At 70.7% G+C, this 19682-nt stretch carries 21 protein-coding genes; 11 read left to right on the top strand and 10 right to left on the bottom strand.

The window, feature by feature from the left end; translation table 11 throughout:
- Nucleotides 1-55: 55 nt before the first annotated feature.
- The 4 genes from JNK30_RS01255 to JNK30_RS01240 all read right to left on the bottom strand — a co-directional run bounded on the left by JNK30_RS01255 (nucleotide 56) and on the right by JNK30_RS01240 (nucleotide 3381).
- Entirely contained in the window at nucleotides 56-844 is a 789-nt protein-coding gene (locus JNK30_RS01255; protein ID WP_293479437.1) for an SDR family NAD(P)-dependent oxidoreductase, read from the bottom strand.
- 202 nt (nucleotides 845-1046) lie between these two features.
- Complete coding sequence (locus JNK30_RS01250; protein WP_293479435.1) at nucleotides 1047-1220, bottom strand: hypothetical protein; 174 nt, start codon at nucleotides 1218-1220, stop codon at nucleotides 1047-1049.
- 218 nt (nucleotides 1221-1438) lie between these two features.
- Nucleotides 1439-2395, bottom strand: a complete 957-nt coding sequence (locus JNK30_RS01245) for a hypothetical protein (RefSeq protein ID WP_293479433.1) — start codon at nucleotides 2393-2395, stop codon at nucleotides 1439-1441.
- A complete protein-coding gene (locus JNK30_RS01240) occupies nucleotides 2392-3381 on the bottom strand; it encodes an alpha/beta hydrolase-fold protein (protein WP_293479432.1) in 990 nt (329 codons plus the stop codon). Before JNK30_RS01240 ends, JNK30_RS01245 begins: the two co-directional genes overlap by 4 nt.
- 167 nt (nucleotides 3382-3548) lie before the next feature.
- On the opposite strand from JNK30_RS01240, the gene JNK30_RS01235 reads away from it, so the two are divergent.
- Nucleotides 3549-5405, top strand: coding sequence for a calcium-binding protein (locus JNK30_RS01235; RefSeq protein ID WP_293479430.1), 1857 nt, complete (start codon nucleotides 3549-3551; stop codon nucleotides 5403-5405).
- A gap of 65 nt (nucleotides 5406-5470) precedes the next feature.
- Complete coding sequence (locus JNK30_RS01230; protein WP_293479429.1) at nucleotides 5471-5740, top strand: hypothetical protein; 270 nt, start codon at nucleotides 5471-5473, stop codon at nucleotides 5738-5740.
- Nucleotides 5741-5792: 52 nt separating this feature from the next.
- Here JNK30_RS01230 and JNK30_RS01225 read toward each other — a convergent pair whose 3' ends face one another.
- Entirely contained in the window at nucleotides 5793-6488 is a 696-nt protein-coding gene (locus tag JNK30_RS01225) for a VIT1/CCC1 transporter family protein (RefSeq protein ID WP_293479427.1), read from the bottom strand.
- Between the two features lie 128 nt (nucleotides 6489-6616).
- Nucleotides 6617-9907 carry a carbamoyl-phosphate synthase large subunit gene (gene carB / locus JNK30_RS01220; RefSeq protein WP_293479425.1) on the bottom strand — a complete coding sequence of 1097 codons (3291 nt, stop codon included), beginning with the start codon at nucleotides 9905-9907 and terminating at the stop codon, nucleotides 6617-6619.
- Nucleotides 9908-10187: 280 nt separating this feature from the next.
- Between carB and JNK30_RS01215 the strand changes: the two genes are divergently transcribed.
- From JNK30_RS01215 to JNK30_RS01195, 5 genes are all read left to right on the top strand, one after another.
- Nucleotides 10188-10421 carry a hypothetical protein gene (locus JNK30_RS01215; protein WP_293479423.1) on the top strand — a complete coding sequence of 78 codons (234 nt, stop codon included), beginning with the start codon at nucleotides 10188-10190 and terminating at the stop codon, nucleotides 10419-10421.
- A 68-nt stretch (nucleotides 10422-10489) separates the two neighbouring features.
- Nucleotides 10490-10900 (top strand): cupin domain-containing protein, encoded by a 411-nt coding sequence (locus tag JNK30_RS01210; protein ID WP_293479421.1) that lies wholly within the window; start codon nucleotides 10490-10492, stop codon nucleotides 10898-10900.
- Between the two features lie 85 nt (nucleotides 10901-10985).
- A complete protein-coding gene (locus JNK30_RS01205; protein WP_293479419.1) occupies nucleotides 10986-11543 on the top strand; it encodes a sigma-70 family RNA polymerase sigma factor in 558 nt (185 codons plus the stop codon).
- On the top strand, nucleotides 11540-12271 hold the full coding sequence (locus JNK30_RS01200; RefSeq protein ID WP_293479417.1) for an anti-sigma factor: 732 nt from the start codon (nucleotides 11540-11542) through the stop codon (nucleotides 12269-12271). The genes JNK30_RS01205 and JNK30_RS01200 overlap by 4 nt, the downstream gene beginning before the upstream one ends.
- Nucleotides 12272-12447: 176 nt before the next feature.
- The gene (locus JNK30_RS01195) at nucleotides 12448-13005 is read left to right on the top strand and encodes a fasciclin domain-containing protein (protein WP_293479415.1); all 558 of its coding nucleotides are present in this window, start codon (nucleotides 12448-12450) and stop codon (nucleotides 13003-13005) included.
- A 158-nt stretch (nucleotides 13006-13163) separates the two neighbouring features.
- Here JNK30_RS01195 and JNK30_RS01190 read toward each other — a convergent pair whose 3' ends face one another.
- Nucleotides 13164-13862 (bottom strand): HAD family hydrolase, encoded by a 699-nt coding sequence (locus tag JNK30_RS01190; protein ID WP_293479413.1) that lies wholly within the window; start codon nucleotides 13860-13862, stop codon nucleotides 13164-13166.
- Between the two features lie 159 nt (nucleotides 13863-14021).
- On the opposite strand from JNK30_RS01190, the gene JNK30_RS01185 reads away from it, so the two are divergent.
- On the top strand, nucleotides 14022-15140 hold the full coding sequence (locus JNK30_RS01185; RefSeq protein ID WP_293479411.1) for a response regulator: 1119 nt from the start codon (nucleotides 14022-14024) through the stop codon (nucleotides 15138-15140).
- Nucleotides 15141-15337: 197 nt separating this feature from the next.
- Here the strand turns inward: JNK30_RS01185 and JNK30_RS01180 are convergent, their stop codons facing one another.
- The 3 genes from JNK30_RS01180 to JNK30_RS01170 all read right to left on the bottom strand — a co-directional run bounded on the left by JNK30_RS01180 (nucleotide 15338) and on the right by JNK30_RS01170 (nucleotide 16930).
- Nucleotides 15338-15583, bottom strand: coding sequence for a DUF1272 domain-containing protein (locus JNK30_RS01180; protein WP_293479409.1), 246 nt, complete (start codon nucleotides 15581-15583; stop codon nucleotides 15338-15340).
- A gap of 62 nt (nucleotides 15584-15645) precedes the next feature.
- Complete coding sequence (locus JNK30_RS01175; RefSeq protein ID WP_293479408.1) at nucleotides 15646-16086, bottom strand: DUF1330 domain-containing protein; 441 nt, start codon at nucleotides 16084-16086, stop codon at nucleotides 15646-15648.
- A 16-nt stretch (nucleotides 16087-16102) separates the two neighbouring features.
- Complete coding sequence (locus JNK30_RS01170) at nucleotides 16103-16930, bottom strand: ATP-binding protein (RefSeq protein WP_293479406.1); 828 nt, start codon at nucleotides 16928-16930, stop codon at nucleotides 16103-16105.
- 251 nt (nucleotides 16931-17181) lie between these two features.
- Here JNK30_RS01170 and carA point away from each other — a divergent pair, with 251 nt between their 5' ends.
- The 3 genes from carA (at nucleotide 17182) to JNK30_RS01155 (ending at nucleotide 19676) form a co-directional block, all read left to right on the top strand.
- Nucleotides 17182-18351 (top strand): glutamine-hydrolyzing carbamoyl-phosphate synthase small subunit, encoded by a 1170-nt coding sequence (gene carA, locus JNK30_RS01165; protein ID WP_293479404.1) that lies wholly within the window; start codon nucleotides 17182-17184, stop codon nucleotides 18349-18351.
- A gap of 411 nt (nucleotides 18352-18762) precedes the next feature.
- Nucleotides 18763-19131 carry a hypothetical protein gene (locus JNK30_RS01160; RefSeq protein WP_293479402.1) on the top strand — a complete coding sequence of 123 codons (369 nt, stop codon included), beginning with the start codon at nucleotides 18763-18765 and terminating at the stop codon, nucleotides 19129-19131.
- Nucleotides 19125-19676: a hypothetical protein gene (locus JNK30_RS01155; protein ID WP_293479400.1), complete on the top strand. Its 552-nt coding sequence runs from the start codon at nucleotides 19125-19127 to the stop codon at nucleotides 19674-19676. The genes JNK30_RS01160 and JNK30_RS01155 overlap by 7 nt, the downstream gene beginning before the upstream one ends.
- The last annotated feature ends 6 nt before the right edge of the window (nucleotides 19677-19682 follow it).

Genomic DNA, 19682 nt, shown 5'->3' with positions numbered 1-19682 from the left:
CTGGCCCGCGCCCGCCTTTCGCACCGCATGCCGATGGGCTTCCACGGCCTGTGGATCAGCGGACGGTGAGCCCGCCGTCGATGACCAGCTCCTGGCCCGTCACGTAGCGCGCCTCGTCCGAGCACAGCCAGAGGACGCCGTTGGCGATGTCCAGCGGCCAGCCCTTCACGCCCATGGGCACGGCCATGGTCGACATGGCGTCGAGGTCCGGCGGGGCGTTGGCGCCGGGGTTCACGGCCTGTCCGACGGTCAGCCAGATCGGAGTCTCGATGAGGCCCGGGTGGACGGAGTTCACCCGAATGCCGTCCTTGGCGTTGGCGCATTCCATGGCGATGGCCTTGGTGAACAGGCGCACGGCGCCCTTGGTGGCGCAGTAGCCGGCCAGCCCGGCCGAGCCCTTGAGCCCCGCCACCGACGAGATGTTCACGATGGACCCGCCGTCGCCGCTGGCCCGCATCAGCGGAAGGCCGTGCTTCACGCCCAGGAACACACCGTCGACGTTGATCGCCATCTGCCGCCGCCAGGCGTCGAGGGTCATGTCCGTGATCGGGCCGCCGATGCCGATGCCGGCGTTGTTCACCAGGATGTCCAGCCGGCCGTGCCGGGCCCGGATTCCCTCGACCACGTCGATCCAGGCCTGTTCGTCGGTGACGTCGTGGCTCTGGTACTCGGCCTTGCCGCCGGCCTTGGCGATCCCCGCCACCACCTCGGCGCCAAGCGCGTCCTGGATGTCGGTGACGACGACCGTCGCGCCTTCCTCCGCCAGCCGCTCCGCGGTGCCGCGTCCGATACCGCTCGCCCCGCCGGTGACCAGCGCGACCTTGCCTGCAACCCGACCTGCCATGGCGTCTCCCCTTCTCGTTGCGCCGTTGGTAGCGCAGGCGCAGGCGGCGGAACAGCCGTGCCGTCGGGGAACGGGGAGACGCGGCGTCGCCCGCCGGGCCTTGCGCGCAACCCTCCGGCGCGCGGGTCCGCCCGGCGGGCGCGCTGTGGCTCAGGAGCCGCCGACCACCCTTCGGAGTCGGCGACGGCGACCGGCTCGGCGCCTACTGCATCCAGCGGGGTTCGGTCGAACCCGTGGTGACGATGCCGTAGATGAGGCCGATCGCGAGGAGCACGATGGCGGCCACCATGACGACGCCGATCATCCCCTCGAACTTCTCGGCCAGATGCCGTGGCTTGTGATGCTTCACGTCGCCGGTGTGCGGCTCGGTATGCATGACTCTTCCTCGCAATCCGTTGTGGAGTGTCTTGGCTCTCCACGCCGTCCTGCGGCAGACGCCAGCCGGGCGTCCCCCGGAAGTTCGTTGACCCCGCGAGCGGGACCGAGCGGGCCGCCGGGGCGCGCCCTTGCCGCCTGTCTCAGTCAGGCGATGGCGGGAGTCTGCGCCTCCTCGCGGGCGTCGTCAATCGCCGCACGGCCTAAGCCTCTGACGCCTCAGAGCTTTTGCGAGCGGCTCGCAGAAGCGCCGTAGATGTCCACGCCCGTGGTCCAGTCGTTCATGACCCCGACGACGCGTCGCCCGTTCGCTTCGCCGGTGACGAAGCTCCCGTTCCAGAGCCGGTCGTAGACGGGGATCTGGTAGCGCACGAGCGCCGACAGGCGGCCCGGCCAGTCCACCCCGGACTTGAGCCGCCAGACGACGTCGCGGGCCGCGCCCGGCGGGTCGAGGCGCATGTCCGCCAGCGGCTCCTCGCGCCCGTCCACCTGCCAGCCGCCGGTGGCCCCGCGGTCGAGCAGGAGCGTCGTCGCCGACAGGCCTTCGCCGGCGAGCCAGGCGTAGTTGAACGGCGCCTCGAACCGCGGCGCCTCCTGGCGCTGCTCGTGGAACTTGGCCTGGCCCGAGTGGCGGAACTTGCGGCCGGCGATCTCCACCTCGGCCTCGACGAAGCCGTAGACCTCCTGCCGCCCGTCGAGCACCTGCGCCGCGAGCGCGCTGACGCCCAGAAACTGGCCGTCGAGGCGCATCGGAACCCGCCCCGGCCCGTGCGGCGCGCGGACGCTGCGATGGCCCTTCAAATCGGCCGAAAGCCGCACCGCGGGCGGCCTGTCGCCGCGCCGGACCCGCACCAGCTCGGCCTTGGCGCCCGGCGCCGACCACGACGCCTGGTCCTGCGACGCCAGCCGCACCTTGGCGCTGGGGAGGTCGTGCGTGGTGAAGGCGTAGAGTTCGCCGTCGCGGACCACATGGCACCACAGCCACGTCTGGTCCTCGTCGGGAAAGCGGCAGAACCGCAGCGTCAGCGCGCTGCGGCCGTCGTCCGACACGGTCATCACCATGGCGGACTCGGAGTAGGCCTTCGAGCCGCGCACGAGGACGTCGCGGCTGCGCGCGAGCGCGGGCGCGGCCGCCAGGGCCGGGGCGGCGGCCAGAACCGTACGGCGGCGGATCACTTCGGCGCCTCCGTCGAGGGGAAGGGCGGTCGCGGCTCGTCGTCGGGCACGCCCATGGACCGCCGCAGACGATCGATGGTGGCCTTGCTGGCGTCGCGGGCGGGGTCCGCGCCCGGCGGGTTCAGCACCTCGCGCTCGAGGAAGCGCAGGCCGTCGCGGAAACGGGCGGTGATCGTGCGCCCGGTATGGTCGGCGTTGCGGACCAGGCGGTACTCGTGTGGGACGCCGTGGTCCCACATCACCCGGTGGAGGAACTCCGTGCCCTCGTCGAGCTTGAACATGTCGATGTCGCCCACCTCGATGTAGATGGCGAGCCCGGACTTCAGGATCGCCGCCTTGTTGGCGATGACCATGTTGGCCGGGTTGGCCTTCTGCCAGAACGCGCGGTCGACGGGGTCGCCGAAGATCGACCGGAAGAAGCGGTCGTCGCGCTGGAAACGGTTGCGCATCTTCACGTCCTCGAACCGCAGGGCCGGCTCGATGCCCGGCTCCATCGCGGCGAGGCCGCCGAACATCTCGGGGTGGTTGAAGCCGAGCCGCAGCGATCCCAGGCCGCCCATCGAGATGCCGGTGACCATCGTGCGGTTGCGCTCAGCCGAGAGGCCGTAGCGGCGGCGCAGTTCGGGGACCAGTTCGGTGACGATGAAGGTCTCCCACTTCTGGGAGCCGTCCTTGAAGTCCATGTAGAGCGAGCGGCCCACGTCCGGCGTGACGACGACCGCGGGCGAGAACTCCTTGGCGGCCCAGGCGGCCTCGATGGCCGGCTGCATGCGCGCCAGGAAGCCGTTGTCGCCCCCGCCGCCGTGGAGCAGCAGGAGCAGCGGCAGCTTGCGGTCCGGCGAATGGCCGTCGGGAAGGAGAACCGAGACCTTCACGGGCGAAGGGACCAGCTTCGAGGTGAGCTCGATCGTCTCGAGCCGCGCCGCGGCCTGCGCCGCTCCGGCCAGTACGACGGCCAGGATCGTCCCCAACAGAACCCGCAGCATCTGCGCCTCCTCGCTTTTCGCCGAGGCTAGCATCATGCCCTTCGCGCGCCGCATAGCCCGCGGCTATCGACCCGACGCCGCCGGGCTACCCCAGCTCGGCCATGGATTCGTGACCGGCGTTCACCTAACATGATCTCAGCCCTTGGGGGCCGGTGCGGGGGGACAGGGTGGCGACGTTCAACTTCGAGACGATCACCGACACGCAGGCGCAGGGCTTCGCCGGGATCGACTCGCTGATCTTCACCGGCGCCGGTGAGAGCGCGCTGACCACGACCGTGCTGTTCGTGGCCGCGACCGCCACGGCGCCCGCGTCGGTCAGCCTCCTGTCGGGGGTCACCAGCCGGCTGGTGAACTTCAACGCCGCGATCGTAAGCGCGAGCCGACCGGTGTTCCCGGACAGCTCGGTGCTCTTCATCGGCACGGCGGGAGGCGACAATTTCAACGCCGCGACCGCCGCGGGCGGGGCTGACGGGGGAACCAACGACGGACTCTACGGCGGGGACGGCGCCGACACCCTCCAGGGCGGCGCCGGCCGCGACCAGCTGCAGGGCAACGCGGGCGGCGACAGCCTCTCGGGCGGCGCCGGGAACGACATCCAGTACGGCGGCCGCGACGACGACATGATCGACGGCGGAGGCGGCTTCAACTTCGGCCAGGGCAATCTCGGCAACGACACCGTGACGGCCAGTGGCAGTTCGGGTTCGAACACCCTGCTGGGCGGGCAGGGGACCGACAGCGTCGTTGGCGGCTCGGGCGCCGACTTCCTGAACGGGAACCTCGGCGACGACACGATCAACACCGGCGGCGGCAGCGACACCGTTTTCGGCGAGGGCGGCAACGACAGCGTGGACGCCTCGGTCAACACCGGCAGCGTGTCGGTCAATGGCGGCGATGGCAACGACACCGTGACCGGCGTCGGTAGTCTCTCGGTCGTCGGGGGCGATGGCAACGACCGGGTCACCGCGTCCTCAGGTCTGACGGCCACGGCGGTGAGCGTCCTGGACGGCGGCCTGGGCGACGACACCATCCAGACCAGTTCGCTTGGGCGAGATACGCTGATCGGCGGAGCCGGCAACGACAACTTCGTGACCACCGGCGGCGGCGGCGACAGCTTGAACGGCAATGCCGGCAACGACACCGTGCTCGGATCGGATGACGCTGTGAATGGGGACGTGATCGCCGGTGAGGACGGCAACGACTCGATCCCGGCGCGCGCGGGATCGGACACAATCGATGGCGGGACAGGCGACGACGAAATCAACACCGGCGCTGGCAACGACAGTGTCGTCGGCGGCGATGGCAACGACACGATCGACAACACCGGAGGCGGCAACGACATCATCGTGGGCGGTCTCGGCAACGACTTCATCCTCAGCGGGTCGGGGGACGAGAACATCTCCCTAGGAGATGGAAACGACACGGCCGCGGGCGCGGACGGCAACGATGTCCTGTTCGGCGATCTGGGCGACGACATTCTGATCGGCAGCCCCGGCAACGACACGCTCACCGGCGGCGCCGGCAATGACACCCTGCAAGGCGGCGACGACGTCGACTCGCTCGATGGCGGGGCCGGCGACGACTCGCTGAAGGGCGGGGCGGGGAACGACACAGTCACCGGCGGCGCCGGTAACGACCAGATCGGGGCCGACGGCGGCTTCGACCGCATCACCGGCGGGGCCGGGACGGACACCTTTCTGTTCGCGTCAGGCGACTCCGGGGTTACCGTCGCTGCGATCGACCAGGTGCTGGACTGGGCGGTCGAGGACCAGATGCGGTTCGGAGCGCTGGCGGCGCCCGTGGCCGGGACCACCTACCTCGAACTCACCGCCGCCACCTACGAGGCGGCGATGACGCAGGCCAACAGCCAGATCGGCGGCGGCACTGTGAAGTACGTCGTCGTGTCGGTGGGGTCGGACACCATCGTCTTCGTCGACACCGCGAACAACGGCGGCACGGCCGAGGACGCCGTGGTGCTGGTGGGCCGCGGTCTGGCCGACATCAGCGTCACCAACTTCGGCGGATAGGCCGTCGCACCGCCGTGGACTTCTGCGCGGCGGTGCGCCACACCGCCTGCGAACCGGAGGCGCGCATGGTGAGCCTGGACGACTACATCGACGACGGCGATGAGGGGCCGGACGTGGCGGCCGATTTCGCCGCGCTGAGGGACTCGCTGAAGGCCCTCGCCGATGCGGTGGCCAGCACCAACCTGGCGGTCATCAACGCCGCCCAGGGCGATCCCGGCGCGGCCACCCAGCGCGTGCAGGCCTCGGTGGCGGCGCTGAAGCGCTTCCACGACGCGATGAAGGTCCTGGAGGCCGGGACCGAGGACGAGCGCGCGGACGACGCGGACGAAGGCTAGGACCCCCCGAAGGCCGTGCGAGCGTGGGTCGAACCCACGCCCAGGACGGACCCTACGCCGCCACGCCGAAGAGGGCGCCGACGCCGGCGGTGGCGGCGAGCGCCAGGGCGCCCCAGAAGGTGACGCGGACCACCGCCTTCAGCATGTTCGCGCCGCCCGCCCGCGCGCCGACCGCTCCCAGGACGGCGAGGAAGACGATCGCGGCGGCCGACACGACCACGGCCATCGCGCCCTCCGGGGCCAGCAGCGCAGCGCCGAGGGGCAGCGCGGCGCCGGCCGAGAAGGTGAGCGCGGAGGTGACGGCGGCCTGCACCGGCCGCGCGGTGGTCATGTCGGAGATCCCGAGCTCGTCGCGGGCGTGGGCGCCGAGGGCGTCCTTGGCCATCATCTGGTCCGCGACCTGGCGCGCGAGGCCGATCTCGACGCCCCGGGCGACATAGATCGCGGCCAGTTCCTCGCGCTCGAACGCAGGCTGGTCCCGCAGTTCCGCCCGCTCGCGCGACAGGTCCGCGGTCTCGGTGTCGGCCTGAGAGCTGACCGAGACGTACTCGCCCGCCGCCATCGAGAAGGCGCCGGCCACCAGCGCGGCGACCCCGGCGAGCAGGACCTCGCTGCGGCCCTGAGAGGCCGCGGCCACGCCCACGATGAGGCTGGCGGTCGAGACGATGCCGTCGTTGGCGCCCAGGACCGCGGCGCGCAGCCACCCGATCCGCTGCACGGCGTGGCGTTCAAGGTGGCGTGGCGCCATCGGATGGGTTCCTTTTCGCGGGCCTGGGGGCGCGCGACCGTCGGCCTCTGTGGCGGATACGGCAAGGGTCCGCCTTGAGGCAGGTCATGCCTCCGGCCGCAGGAACTCCCGCCCGTCCGGCCGACGCCTCAGGCGTAGCTCTGCAGCGGCCGCACTTCCAGCGGCGCCTGCGCTGTCGCAGCGATGGCGCGGGCGGCGGCCAGGGCGGCGGGCGTGGTGGTGAAGTAGGGGATCTTCATCATCAGCGCCGTGCGGCGGATCTCGAACGAGTCCAGCAGCGACTGCTTGCCCTCGGTGGTGTTGAAGACCAGCTGCACCTCGCCGTTCTTCATGGCGTCGACGATGTGGGGACGGCCCTCCAGCACCTTCTTGACCACCTCGACCTTCAGGCCCTGTTCGGCGAGGTAGGCCGCGGTGCCCGACGTGGCGAGCACGCGGAAGCCGTTGGCGATCATCTGGCGCACCGGCTCGGCGATCCAGGCCTTGTCGGCGTCCTTCACCGACACGAACAGGCAGCCCGCCTGGGGCAGCAGCGTGCCGCCGCCCAGCTGGCTCTTGGCGAAGGCGCGGGCGAAGGCGGGGCCGGCGTCCTCGCCGGGGCGGATCCAGTCCAGGCCCATGACCTCGCCGGTGGAGCGCATCTCGGGGCCGAGGATGGTGTCGACGCCCTGGAAGCGGGCGAAGGGGAACACCGCCTCCTTCACCGCGATGTGGTCGTAGGGCGTGTCCGTGAGGTTGAAGTCCGACAGCGGCCTGCCGGCCATCAGCTTGGCGGCGATGGCGGCCACGGGCTCGCCGATGGTCTTGGCGACGAAGGGCACCGTGCGGCTGGCGCGCGGGTTCACCTCGAGCACGAAGATCCGCGGGCTGGCCGAGTGGGGCTCCTCGATGGCGAACTGCACGTTCATCAGGCCGCGCACGTTCAGCGCTTTGGCCATGGCCTCGGTCTGGCGCTTCAGCTCGTCGATGGTCTCGGCGCGGAGGCTGAAGGGCGGCAGCGAACAGGCGGAGTCGCCCGAGTGCACGCCGGCTTCCTCGATGTGCTCCATGACGCCGGCCACGAAGACCTCGCCGCTCGCGTCGCAGAGGGCGTCCACGTCCACCTCGGTGGCGCGGGAGAGGTACTGGTCGATCAGGACGGGGCTGTCGCCCGAGACCTGCACGGCGGTGGTGATGTAGCGCTCGAGCTGCTCGTCGTCGCGGACGATCTCCATGGCCCGGCCGCCCAGCACGTAGGAGGGGCGGATCACCACCGGGTAGCCCACCTTGTGGACCGCCGCGAAGGCCTCTTCGCGGCTGCGGGCGATGCCGTTCACCGGCTGGGCGATCTGGAGCCTGTGCAGCAGCTGCTGGAAGCGCTCGCGGTCCTCGGCCAGGTCGATGGCGTCGGGGCTGGTGCCGAGGATCGGCACGCCGGCGTCCTCCAGCGGCTTGGCCAGCTTCAGCGGCGTCTGCCCGCCGAACTGGACGATGACGCCCAGCAGCTTGCCCTTCGACTGCTCGACGTCGATCAGCTCCAGCACGTCCTCCGCGGTCAGAGGCTCGAAGTAGAGGCGGTCGGAGGTGTCGTAGTCGGTGGAGACCGTTTCGGGATTGCAGTTCACCATGATCGACTCCACGCCGATCTCGTCGAGCGCGAAGGCCGCGTGGCAGCAGCAGTAGTCGAACTCGATCCCCTGTCCGATCCGGTTCGGGCCGCCGCCGAGGATGATGGCCTTCTGCCGGTCCGACGGGTCGCTCTCGCAGTCGGGGACCTGGCCCAGGGCGCCGGTCTCGTAGGTCGAGTACATGTACGGCGTGTCGGCGCGGAACTCGCCGGCGCAGGTGTCGATGCGCTTGAACACCGGCCGCACGCCGAGGGCGCGGCGGCGGGCGCGGACGTCGGTTTCGGACGCGCCGGTCAGCCTGGCGAGGCGGGCGTCGGAAAAGCCCAGGGCCTTCAGGCGGCGGAACCCGGGCGCGTCGGCGGGGAGACCCTCGGCGCGGACCCTGGCCTCCTCCTTCACCAGGGCTTCGAGCTGGCGAAGGAACCACGGCTCGTAGCTGCAGGCGCCGTGGATCTCGTCGCAGGTCAGGCCGGCGCGGAAGGCCTGGGCGATGACGCGCAGGCGGTCGGGCGTGGGGGTCGCCAGCGCGCGCAGGATCGCGGCGTGGCCCATCTCGGGATCGTCGCCGCCCTCGATCGCCACCTCGTCCAGGCCGGTGAGGCCGGTCTCGAGGCCGCGCAGGGCCTTCTGCAAGCTTTCGGCGAAGGTGCGGCCGATGGCCATGACCTCGCCCACCGACTTCATCTGGGTGGTGAGGTAGGGCTCGGAGCCCGGGAACTTCTCGAAGGCGAAGCGCGGGATCTTGGTGACGACGTAGTCGATGCTGGGCTCGAACGAGGCCGGCGTGGCGCCCGTGATGTCGTTCATCAGCTCGTCGAGGGTGTAGCCGACGGCCAGGCGCGCGGCGACCTTGGCGATCGGGAAGCCGGTGGCCTTGGAGGCCAGCGCCGAGCTGCGCGACACCCGCGGGTTCATCTCGATGACCACCATGCGGCCGTCGGCGGGGTTCACCGCGAACTGCACGTTGGAGCCGCCCGTCTCGACGCCGATCTCGCGCAGGACGTCGATCGAGGCCTTGCGCATCCGCTGGTATTCCTTGTCGGTCAGCGTGAGCGCGGGGGCGACGGTGATGGAGTCGCCCGTGTGGACGCCCATCGGGTCGATGTTCTCGATCGAGCAGACGATGATGCAGTTGTCGGCCTTATCGCGGACAACCTCCATCTCGTACTCCTTCCACCCCAGCACGCTCTCCTCGATGAGCACCTCGGTGGTGGGCGAGAGGTCCAGGCCGCGTTCCACGATCTCGCGGAACTCCTGGGCGTTGTAGGCGATGCCGCCGCCGGTGCCGGCCAGGGTGAACGACGGGCGGATGATCGCGGGCAGGCCCACGAACTCCAGGCCTTCCAGGGCCTCTTCCATCGTGTGGGCCGCCTTGGACTTGGGGCTCTCGAGCCCGATCTTGTCCATGGCGTCGCGGAATTTCTGGCGGTCCTCGGCCTTGTCGATCACATCGGCCTTCGCGCCGATCATCTCGACGCCGTACTTCTTCAGGACGCCGCGGCTTTCGAGCGCGAGGGCCGTGTTGAGCGCGGTCTGGCCGCCCATGGTGGGCAGGAGGGCGTCGGGGCGCTCCTTCTCGATGATCTTTTCGACCATCTCGGGCGTGATCGGCTCGATGTAGGTGGCGTCGGCGACGTTCGGATCCGTCATGATCGTCGCCGGGTTCGAGTTCACCAGGACGATGCGATAGCCCTCGGCCCGAAGCGCCTTGCACGCCTGGACGCCCGAGTAGTCGAACTCGCAGGCCTGGCCGATCACGATCGGTCCCGCGCCGATGATCAGGATCGAGGAGATGTCGGTGCGTTTCGGCATGGCTCTCGCGCGCAAGGGCGGCCGCGCTGCGACGCGCGCCGTCACCGGTCAGGACTTCAGGTTAAGGCGCCCCAATAGAGGGGGAGTTCCCCGCGCGCAAGCTTGCGCTGTCCTCCGAAGGGTATACGCGGCCCATGGCGGCGTCCGCCGCTCGGGCCGTGTTGCGCCGCGGCCGATTGGTTCCCGAGAATTTCTCTTTCGAATCACGCAACTAACACGCGGCTCGGGCTCTATCCCTTGGCGCGCCGAATCCCCGGCGGCGGCAGAGCGGAGTCGCCCGATGAGCTTGGTGGACAGAATCCCGACCTTGAGCGACGAGGAGGTCGTGAACCTGCTGGCCAACGCGCAGCGGCTGGCCGAGACCGGCGACGACAAGCAGAAGGCGGCGGCCGCGGACCTGCTCCCCGCGCTGGAGACCGAGGCTGCGGCCCGCAAGGACGCGCGCCTGGAACGCGCCAAGGCCAAGCGGGCGGCGACCCGCAAGGCGACCGTCAAGGCCAAGGCCGCGGCGTAGACGTCCACTGCTCAGGCTGAGCGCCCGGCGCCTTGCGGCGCCGGCCCGCCGGCGGCAGGGTCGTCGCCATGCGACGCGTCCTGATCCTGCTTCTCGCCGCAGCGGCCTTTCCCGCTGCGGCCCAGACCCCGCCCGCGCCGGGGAAGCCGGTCACGATCGACGCCACGCTCACGGGCCAGCCGATCCGCGCTGCGCCGGGCGACCTGCGCGTCAGCATCAGCCAGGTGGAGCTGCCGGCCGGCGGCCGCCTTGCGGCGCACAAGCATCCCTATGCCCGCGTGGTCAACGTGCTCGCCGGGCGACTGCGGGTGATCAACCTGGACACGGGGGACGTCCGCGAGGTCGCGGCCGGCGACTGGGTCGTGGACGCGGTCGAGCAGTGGCATGAGGCGTCGGTGGTGGGGCCGGAGCCCGTCCGCCTGATCACCATCGACCTCGCGCCGCCGGGGGCCCCTGTGACAATCCAACGCACGCCGTGACAACCAGCGCTTGCCTAACCGTGCGGCTGAAGGCAGCTTCGCAATGGCTGCCCGACCTTCGGCGGCCTCAACCGTAGGATCTCACTTGGCCGCCGTTGCGACCTCCTCAGAAAGCCTCAATCCGCTGATGGCGCGGATCGCCGAGGGCGATCGCGGCGCCCTGCGACAACTTTACGAGGCGACGTCCGCGAAGCTTTTTGGCGTTTGCCTCCGTATCCTCTCCGACCGCGAGGAGAGTGAGGACGTTTTGCAGGACGTGTACGTCACCATATGGCGACGCGCCGACCGGTTCGACGCCTCCCGTGCCAGCGTGATGACCTGGGTCAGCACGATCGCACGCAACCGCGCGATCGACCGGCTGCGGGCGCGGGGGCCGATGGCCTACGCGGAGCCGGTGGAAGAGTTGGAGATCCCGGATGGGTCCGAGAGCGCCGAAGCGCTGCTTTCGGCCGCCGACGACCGGAACCGCCTGTCGCACTGCCTGGGCGAACTGGACGATCGGACGGAAAAGGTCATCCGGACCGCCTTCTTCGAAGGCGTCACGTACGAAGCGCTGGCCCGGCGAATGGATGCGCCGCTGGGCACGGTGAAGAGTTGGATTCGTCGGGGACTGGCGAAGCTTAAGGGATGCCTCCAGTCATGAGCGAAGCCCCCGATCTTTCGGAAGCCGAAGCCCTGGCCGCAGAGCATGCGCTGGGGGTGCTGAACGCGCGGGAACGTGCGGACGCCGAAACGCGCATGGCGCAGGATCCGGCCTTCGCGGCCGACGTCGAGGCGTGGCGGCAGCGCCTCGCGCCCATGCTGGACAGCGTGAAGGCCATTCCGCCGCCCTCGGACACCTGGGCGCGGATCGAGCGGCTGCTCCCGGCCAACGACAACACGCTGGCGAACCGTGTGCGGTTCTGGCGCAACTCGGCCATGGGCGGGTTCGGCCTTGCCGCTGCGGGCATCGTCGCCGCCGTCGTGGTCGCCGCGCAGGGGCCGCAGATCGTGACGCAGGAGGTCCCGGTCCAGCCGCAGGGCCAGCTGCTCTCGGCCAGCGTGGTCAGCCAGGACACCCGGGTCCAGCCGCTGTTCGTCGCGGCCTACGACCCCGACCGCAAGCAGCTGATCGTCACCTCGCTGCTCCCCGAGGGCTCCGAGCGCGACAAGGTCCACCAGCTATGGCTCATCGCGGGCCAGGAGAACCCCAAGTCCCTGGGTCTGGTCGAGTCCGGCAAGGCCAAGGTGATCGCGCTCCCGGCCGAGCTGCTCGCCAAGATGAGCGAAGGCGCCGCCCTCGCGGTCTCGCTCGAACCGCCCGGCGGCTCCAAGAACCCCGACGGCCCCAGCGGGCCCGTCATCGGCGTGGGCAAGCTTTCGCGGCTGTAGCGCCGGCCGTCACGTCCGACCTCTCCGAAGCCGCCGCGGGCCACCGCGGCGGCTTCTGCATTCCTGCCGACCTATCCTGCGGAATCGGCGGGGGAAACGCCGCATCGGCTGCGGCTGACAGGGCGGTATCCGGGGTGTCGCCAGATCGAGGCGATGAACCCAAGGAAGACTCCCACATGACCGCCAAGTTCCTCGCCGCCGCCGCGGCCGGACTCGCCATCGCCGCCGCCGCCGTCCCGGCTTCCGCGGCCGAAAAGACCGTCCAGGTCGGGGGCGCGCCCATGTACCCCTCCAGGACCATCGTGCAGAACGCGGTGAACTCGAAGGACCACACCACCCTGGTCGCCGCGGTGAAGGCGGCGGACCTCGTGCCCACGCTCTCCAGCCCCGGGCCCTTCACCGTCTTTGCCCCGACCAACGCGGCGTTCGGCAAGCTGCCGCCGGGCACGGTGGACACGCTGGTCAAGCCCGAGAACAAGGGCGCCCTGACCAAGGTCCTGACCTACCATGTGGTCCCCGGCCGGCTCTCGGCCAGCGACCTGTCGGCCAGGGTGAAGGCGGGCGGCGGCAAGGCCGTCCTGAAGACCGCCCAGGGCGAGGCCCTGTCCGTGACGTCGAGGAACGGGGCGCTCTGGATCACGGACGCGAAGGGCGGCATGAGCCGCGTCACGATCGCCAACGTGTTCCAGTCCAACGGCGTCATCCACGTCGTCGACACCGTCCTGATGCCGTGAGGCCCTGGGGCCGGGGTGGGAGCCGGCCCCTTCGCCCGAACGCGAACGAGGCAGCGCATGTGCGATCGGACATTCCTGTACTGCCCGCGACGTCTGGTGGGCCTCTGCTCGCCGGACGGTTGCGACCCCGGACAACCGGCCGCGCCGGCGCGGCGTGCTCACGCCAGCGAGCGGACCCACCCCGGCAGCTCCGAGATGGCGGCGAGCTCGGTGAACCGCGGGTGGCCCTCCGGCGCGTCGGCCACCTCGTGCGCCCAGGTGATCGGGTAGGGGATGTAGGCGCCCCAGCCGCCGGCTTCGAGCGCGGGCAGGATGTCCGATCGCAGCGAATTGCCGGCCATCACGGCCTCGGCCGCCCCTGTGCCGTAGCGATCGAAGACGCGCGCATAGGTCTGGGCGTCCTTCTCGCTGACGATCTCGACGGCCGCGAACAGGTCGCCGAGCCCGGAGGCGGCCAGCTTCTGCTCCTGGTGAAGAAGGTCGCCCTTGGTGATCAGGATCAGGCGGTAGCCGGCCTCGGAAAGTTCGGCCAGGGCGTGGTCCACGCCGGGCAGGGGCTCGACCGGCTCGGACAGCATCTCGCGCCCCGCGGCCAGGATGTCGGCGATGAGACGTCCCGGCGGGTCGCCGCCGGTCAATTCCATCGCGGTCTCGATCATCGAGAGCGTGAAGCCCTTCACGCCGTAGCCGTAGAGCCTGAGGTTCCGCTTCTCCACCTCGGCCAGCTTGGCGGTGGTGACCTCATGGCTGGCGAAGCCGGACAGCATCTCGCGCAGCCGGTCCTGGCTAAGCCGGAAGATCGTCTCGTTGTGCCAAAGGGTGTCGTCGGCATCGAGGCCGATCGTGGTGATGCGCATGCGCGCTCATAAGGCGCAGACCGGAGGTTGCGCAATCGCCGGGCGCCGGCTGCGCGGGCCGCGGGCGCCGAACCGCTTTCGCCGCCGCAACCCCCGATTGACGCACGCGGTTAAGGGTCGGCGGACATCCTGGACCTGCTGGAACAGGGGAGGCGAGGCATGGCGGGAAGCGGGCTCTGGGCGCGGGTCGCCCGGCTGTTCGGCGGCCGGGCGCTTGCGGAGGCCCGCGACCAGGCCGCCCGGGCGGAGGCCCGCCTGCGGGACGCCATCGAGGCCATCCCCGAAGGCGTGGTCTTCCTCGACGCGGAGGGCCGCTACGTCCTCTGGAACGCGCGCTACGCCGAGATCTACCACCGCTCGGCCGACCTGTTCCGGCCCGGGACCCGGCTGGTGGACACGCTGCGCGAGGGCGTGCGCCGCGGCGATTACCCGGACGCCATCGGACGCGAGGAGGCATGGCTGGCGTCGCGCCTCGCGAAGCTCGCCGCGGCTACCGGCGAACGCCACGAGCAGCAGGTCGCCGACGGGCGCTGGCTGATGATCGAGGAGCGGCGGACGTCCGACGGCGGCGTCATTGGCCTGCGCGTGGACATCACCGAGATGAAGCGGCAGGCGGCGCTGCTGGAGCACGCCCTCGCTCACGCCGAAGCCGCGCACCGGGCCAAGGCCGAGTTCCTGGCCGACATGAGCCACGAGTTGCGCACGCCGCTGAACGGCGTGCTCGGTCTGGCCCAGGCGCTGGACGCCATGGAGCTGGGCCCCGGGCAGCGCGCGCTGGTCTCGGAAATCCGCACGGCCGCGCGGCAGCTGGACCGGCTGGTCACGGGGCTCCTCGACTACGGGGACGCCGACCTCGCCGGCGACGAGCACGCGGTGCAGGCCGCCCCGGACCAGCCGCTGCGGGTGCTGGCTGCCGACGACAATCCCACGAACCGCAAGGTGATCGCGCTGATGCTGGAGGCGACCGGGGCCCAGGTGGTGACGGTGGAGAACGGCTACGAGGCGGTGGAGGCGTGGCGGGTCGGCGCCTTCGACGTGGTCCTGATGGACCTGCGCATGCCCGTCCTCGACGGCCTGGCGGCCATCCGCATGATCCGCGCCGAGGAACAGGCGGGCGGCCGGCCGCGAACGCCGATGATCGTGCTTTCGGCCAACACGTCGGCCGAGGACCGGGCGGCCAGCTCGGGCGCCGGGGCCGACGGGCATATCGCCAAGCCGATCCGGACCGAGGCGCTCTTTGCGGCGCTCGAGGCGTCCCTGGCCGCGCGGGCGGCCTGAGTCCGCTCCGGCCGCCCGCGACGATCGGGTAGATCCGTACTCGTAACCGGTCATCCCGGCGAAGGCCGGGATCCAAATGGGATGGCTTAGACGTGGGTTCCGCAGGCGCGGAGCCCCTCCAACCACGGTCTCGCACCTGGGCCTGGGTCCCGGCCTTCGCCGGGACGGTCGGAAGTCGTGGAAACCGGGTCTGAACCCTACGCGACGCAGGCCTTGTGGGGCTTCAGGACGCGTTCCGTCGAGGCGGGGAAGCGGGCCAGGGCGGCGGCCGGCCGGATCGGGCGGCGCACGAGCTCGCCGCCGCAGTTGGGACAACGTCCTTCCAGCCGATGGTCGGCGCAGTCGGCGCAGAAGGTGCACTCGAAGCTGCAGATGCGCGCGTCGGGGCTGGCGGGCGCCAGGTCCCGGTCGCAGCACTCGCAGTTGGGGCGAAGGGCAAGCATGGCATGAGCATCGTCCGGCGCGCGCCGGGGCGAAAGGACAGGCTTGCCTCCTTTCCCGCCAGCTACTCGCCGAAGCCCTCGCCGAGCTCCCGGACCGGGTCGAGGCGCAGGAGGCGCGAGTCGGCCACGCCCGCCGTCCGGTGCTTCACGAACTCGCGGTACTCCGGATCGCGGACCATGGCGATGAAGGCGTCGGCCGACGGGTACTCGGCGATGAAGGCGATGTCCCACGCCTCGGAGCCGGGCCCGGTCACCATCACCTGAGGCTTGCCCGCCCACACCTGGCGTCCGCCCAGGCGCGAGAAGATGTGCGCCGTCGTCCGGCCATAGGCGCGGTAGGCGTCCAGGCCCGTGAGGTCCTTGCCGTGATCGGGATGGTCCGGCGGGTACTCGGCCTTCGGCTTCAGCCGGACCAGATTCAGCATGTGGATCGGCTGATCGCGCGGCAGGCCCTTGAAGATGTCCCAGGCCTCCCGGCCGGGATCGATGTAGCTTTCCGCCATGACGTCCTCGATCGGCTCACGGCCCCGCGGGCCGAAGCCTCGCCGTAGCATGCGGGAAGGCGGTCGTCTGCGGGGCGGGTCGCTCGGCAGGCGCGCTGGGCAGGGTGAAGTAGAAGGCTGCGCCGCCGCCGGACGCGCGCTCGCACCACAGCCGGCCGCCATGCGCCTCGACGATCGCCCGCGAGATCGAGAGGCCGAGACCCATCCCCTGCGGCTTGTCGGTCACGAAGGGCTCGAACAGCCGATCGGCCAGGCTCGAGGCGATGCCCGGTCCCGAGTCGATCACGTGGACGCGGACCATGTCGGAGCCGTCCGCCGTCGCGCCGACGCGCAGCTCGCGCCAGGGGGATGCGGCCATCGCCTCCAGCGCATTGCGCACGAGGTTGACGATGACCTGCTGCAGCTGGACCCGGTCGGCCAGGACCTCGGGCGCCCGCTGCCGGAAGTCGTAGTGCAGCACCACCGATTCGCGGGCGATGTCGGCCATGGCGAGGTCGATCGCCTCGGCCACCAGCTCATGCAGGGGCCAGGCCGCGGTCGCCACCTCGCCGCGATGCGCGCCTTCTCGGACGCGGTTGACGATCTCGGCGGCGCGCGCCGCCTGGTCGCCCAGCTTGCGGAGGAGGTCGGCCATCTCCGGGTCGCCCCGCGCGGCCAGCCGGTGCGCGGCGGCGGCGTAGCTGGTGATCGCGGCCAGCGGCTGATTGAGTTCGTGAGCCAGGGTGACGGCCAGCTCGCCCATGGCGTTCAGCCGGGCCGCCTGGGTGAACTGGAACTGGGTTTCGGCGCGGCGCTGCGCCCAGCGCTCCGCGAGCGAGCCTTGCCGATCCTCGGATGTCGCCATCAGACGCGAGAATCCCGCGACGCGCCGCGCGAACGCGGCGATCGGACCTTGGGCGGACTCCGCGGCCCAACCCGCGGTGCTCGACCGTGCACGCTTCACGTTACTTCTGCCCCCTAGAGCAGGTTCAGCGTACAATTTCAGATAGAATTTACAATAGAATTCCTACCAGGGCGGGCGGTCACGGCGCCGCGCATTGACCCCGCCCCGGCGACTGACTAGGTACCCCGCCGTTTGCCCATAAGGAGCCGCCGATGAGCCGTGACCTCTTGCCTGGCGTCACCGGCGTGCTTGCGCTGGCCGACGGGACCGTGCTGCAGGGCCTCGGCGTCGGCGCGGTCGGCGAAGCCGTGGGCGAGGTCTGCTTCAATACCGCCATGACGGGCTATCAGGAGATCCTGACCGACCCGTCGTACATGGCGCAGATCGTCGCGTTCACCTTCCCGCACGTGGGCAACGTCGGCACGAACGTCGAGGACATCGAGCAGATGTCGGGTTCGGCCGAGACGGCGGCGCGCGGCGCGATCTTCCGCGACGTCCCCACGCGGCCGGCCAACTGGCGCTCGGACGCCGACCTCGAGACCTGGATGGCGCGGCGCGGGGTCGTGGGCCTCGCCGGCGTCGACACGCGGGCGCTGACGCGTTCGATCCGCGAGAACGGCATGCCGCACGGCGTGATCGCCCACGATCCGGACGGCCGTTTCGATCTGGACGCCCTGATCGCCAAGGCGCGAGCGTGGTCGGGACTCGAGGGCCTGGACCTGGCCAAGGACGCCTCGTGCCTGCAGCCCTTCGTCTACGAAGAGGGCCTGTGGGACTGGGAGGGCGGCTACGCGAAGGCCCCGGCCTCGCCGAAGTACGAGGTCGTGGTGATCGACTACGGCGTGAAGCGCAACATCCTGCGGGCCCTCAACTCGGTGGGCGCACGGGTCACCGTGGTGCCGGCCAAGACCACGGCCGAGGAGATCCTGGCGCGCAATCCCGACGGGGTCCTGCTCTCGAACGGCCCCGGCGACCCGGCGGCGACCGGCGAGTACGCGGTCCCCGAGATCCGCAAGCTGGTGGAGAGCGGCAAGCCGGTCTTCGGCATCTGCCTGGGCCACCAGATGCTGGCCCGCGCGCTGGGCGCGAAGACCGTGAAGATGGATCAGGGCCACCACGGAGCGAACCATCCGGTGAAGGACCTGACCACCGGCAAGGTCGAGATCGTCTCGATGAACCACGGCTTCACGGTCGACCGCGACAGCCTGCCCGAGCCGGTGGTGGAGACGCACGTCTCGCTCTTCGACGGAACGAACGCGGGCATCGCGCTCAGGGACAAGCCGGTCTTCTCGATCCAGCACCACCCCGAAGCCTCGCCCGGCCCCACCGACAGCCTCTACCTCTTCGAACGCTTCGCCGGGCTGATGGACAAGGCGAAGTAGGGCGACATCCGTCGGCGGCGAGGCCGCAAGAGTTTTGTCCACGGAAGCACACGGAAACACACGGACTGGGTGTTTCCGTGGAGGGCTCCAGACTCCATTCGATAGCTGGGGCTTCAACAGCTTCCGACCGTCCCGGCGAATGCCGGGACCCAGATCCACGCGCAGGGTCGTGGCGGGAAGAGCTCCGAGCCTGCGGAACCGCTTCCGAGACATCCCATCTGGATCCCGGCCTTCGCCGGGATGACCGGGTTTGGATTGCGGACCCGAGCGGAGTTGGTCCGACCACAACCGAGGGATCGAACCAGACGCGAACATATCTGCGATGTCACACGCAGGCTTCCTGAGCCGTCCTTGCCGTGAACAGGACGGAGATGAGCCTTGCGGTTGTGGGAGCGGGGTTTGGCGGCGTTGATGGCGCTGCTGTTTGCGGCGAACGGGGCGGCGATGCTGGTTGCGCCGCTGGGGTGGTACGACGCCGTGCCGGGCGTGCCGGCCACCGGGCCGTTCAACGCGCACTTCGTCCGTGACATCGGCTGCGTCTACCTGGTCTGCGCGCTGGGCGCGGGCTGGTACGCCTGGCGGCCGGCGCAGGGCTGGCCGGCGCTGGCGGCCGCAGCGGCCTGGCTGACCGCGCACGCCGCCGTCCACGTCTACGACGCCTCGTGCGGGAGCACGCCGCTGGGCGACCTGCGGCGCGACCTCGTGGGCGTCTACCTCTTCGCGGCCATTCCGCTGGCCCTCGCGATCCTCGGCAGACCCAAAGGAGCCTCCGCATGCTGAAGGCGATCTTCACCCGCGTCATCGACCGCTTCGAACGGCGCTGGCGCTACGACGCGAGCTACATGCGCCATATCCTGCGCGGCTCGCCGGCGAGCTTCGCCAGGTTCAGCGTGATCCCGTTCGTCGTGGATCGCAGGGCCGCGCCGGCGGAAGCCCTCGCCGCCGCGGGCATCGTCGGGACCATCGCGGAGGACTGCGGGCCCTGCACCCAGATCTCGGTGGACATGGCGGCGGCGGGCGGGGCCCGGCCCGAGGTGCTCCGCGCGATCCTGGCTGGCGACGAGGCGGCCATGGGCGACGACGCCCGGCTGGCCTGGCGGTTCGCGCGGGCGAGCCTGGCCCGCGACCTGGACGCCGTCGATCCGCTCCGCGAGGAGGTGGTGCGCCGCTGGGGCGACCGGGGCCTCGTGGCGCTGAGCCTCTCGCTCATGACCGCGCGGATGTATCCGACCGTGAAGTACGCGCTGGGCTACGGCCGGACATGCTCGAAGGTGACGGTGGCGGGCCGCGAGACGGCCGTCGCGCCCGTCGCGCTGGCGGCATAGGGTCGG

Source organism: Phenylobacterium sp., from assembly GCF_016793225.1.
Classification (GTDB): Bacteria; Pseudomonadota; Alphaproteobacteria; order Caulobacterales; family Caulobacteraceae; genus Phenylobacterium.
The sequence above is the reverse complement of the archived record's forward strand: the minus strand, read 5'-3'. Positions and strand labels throughout refer to the sequence as shown.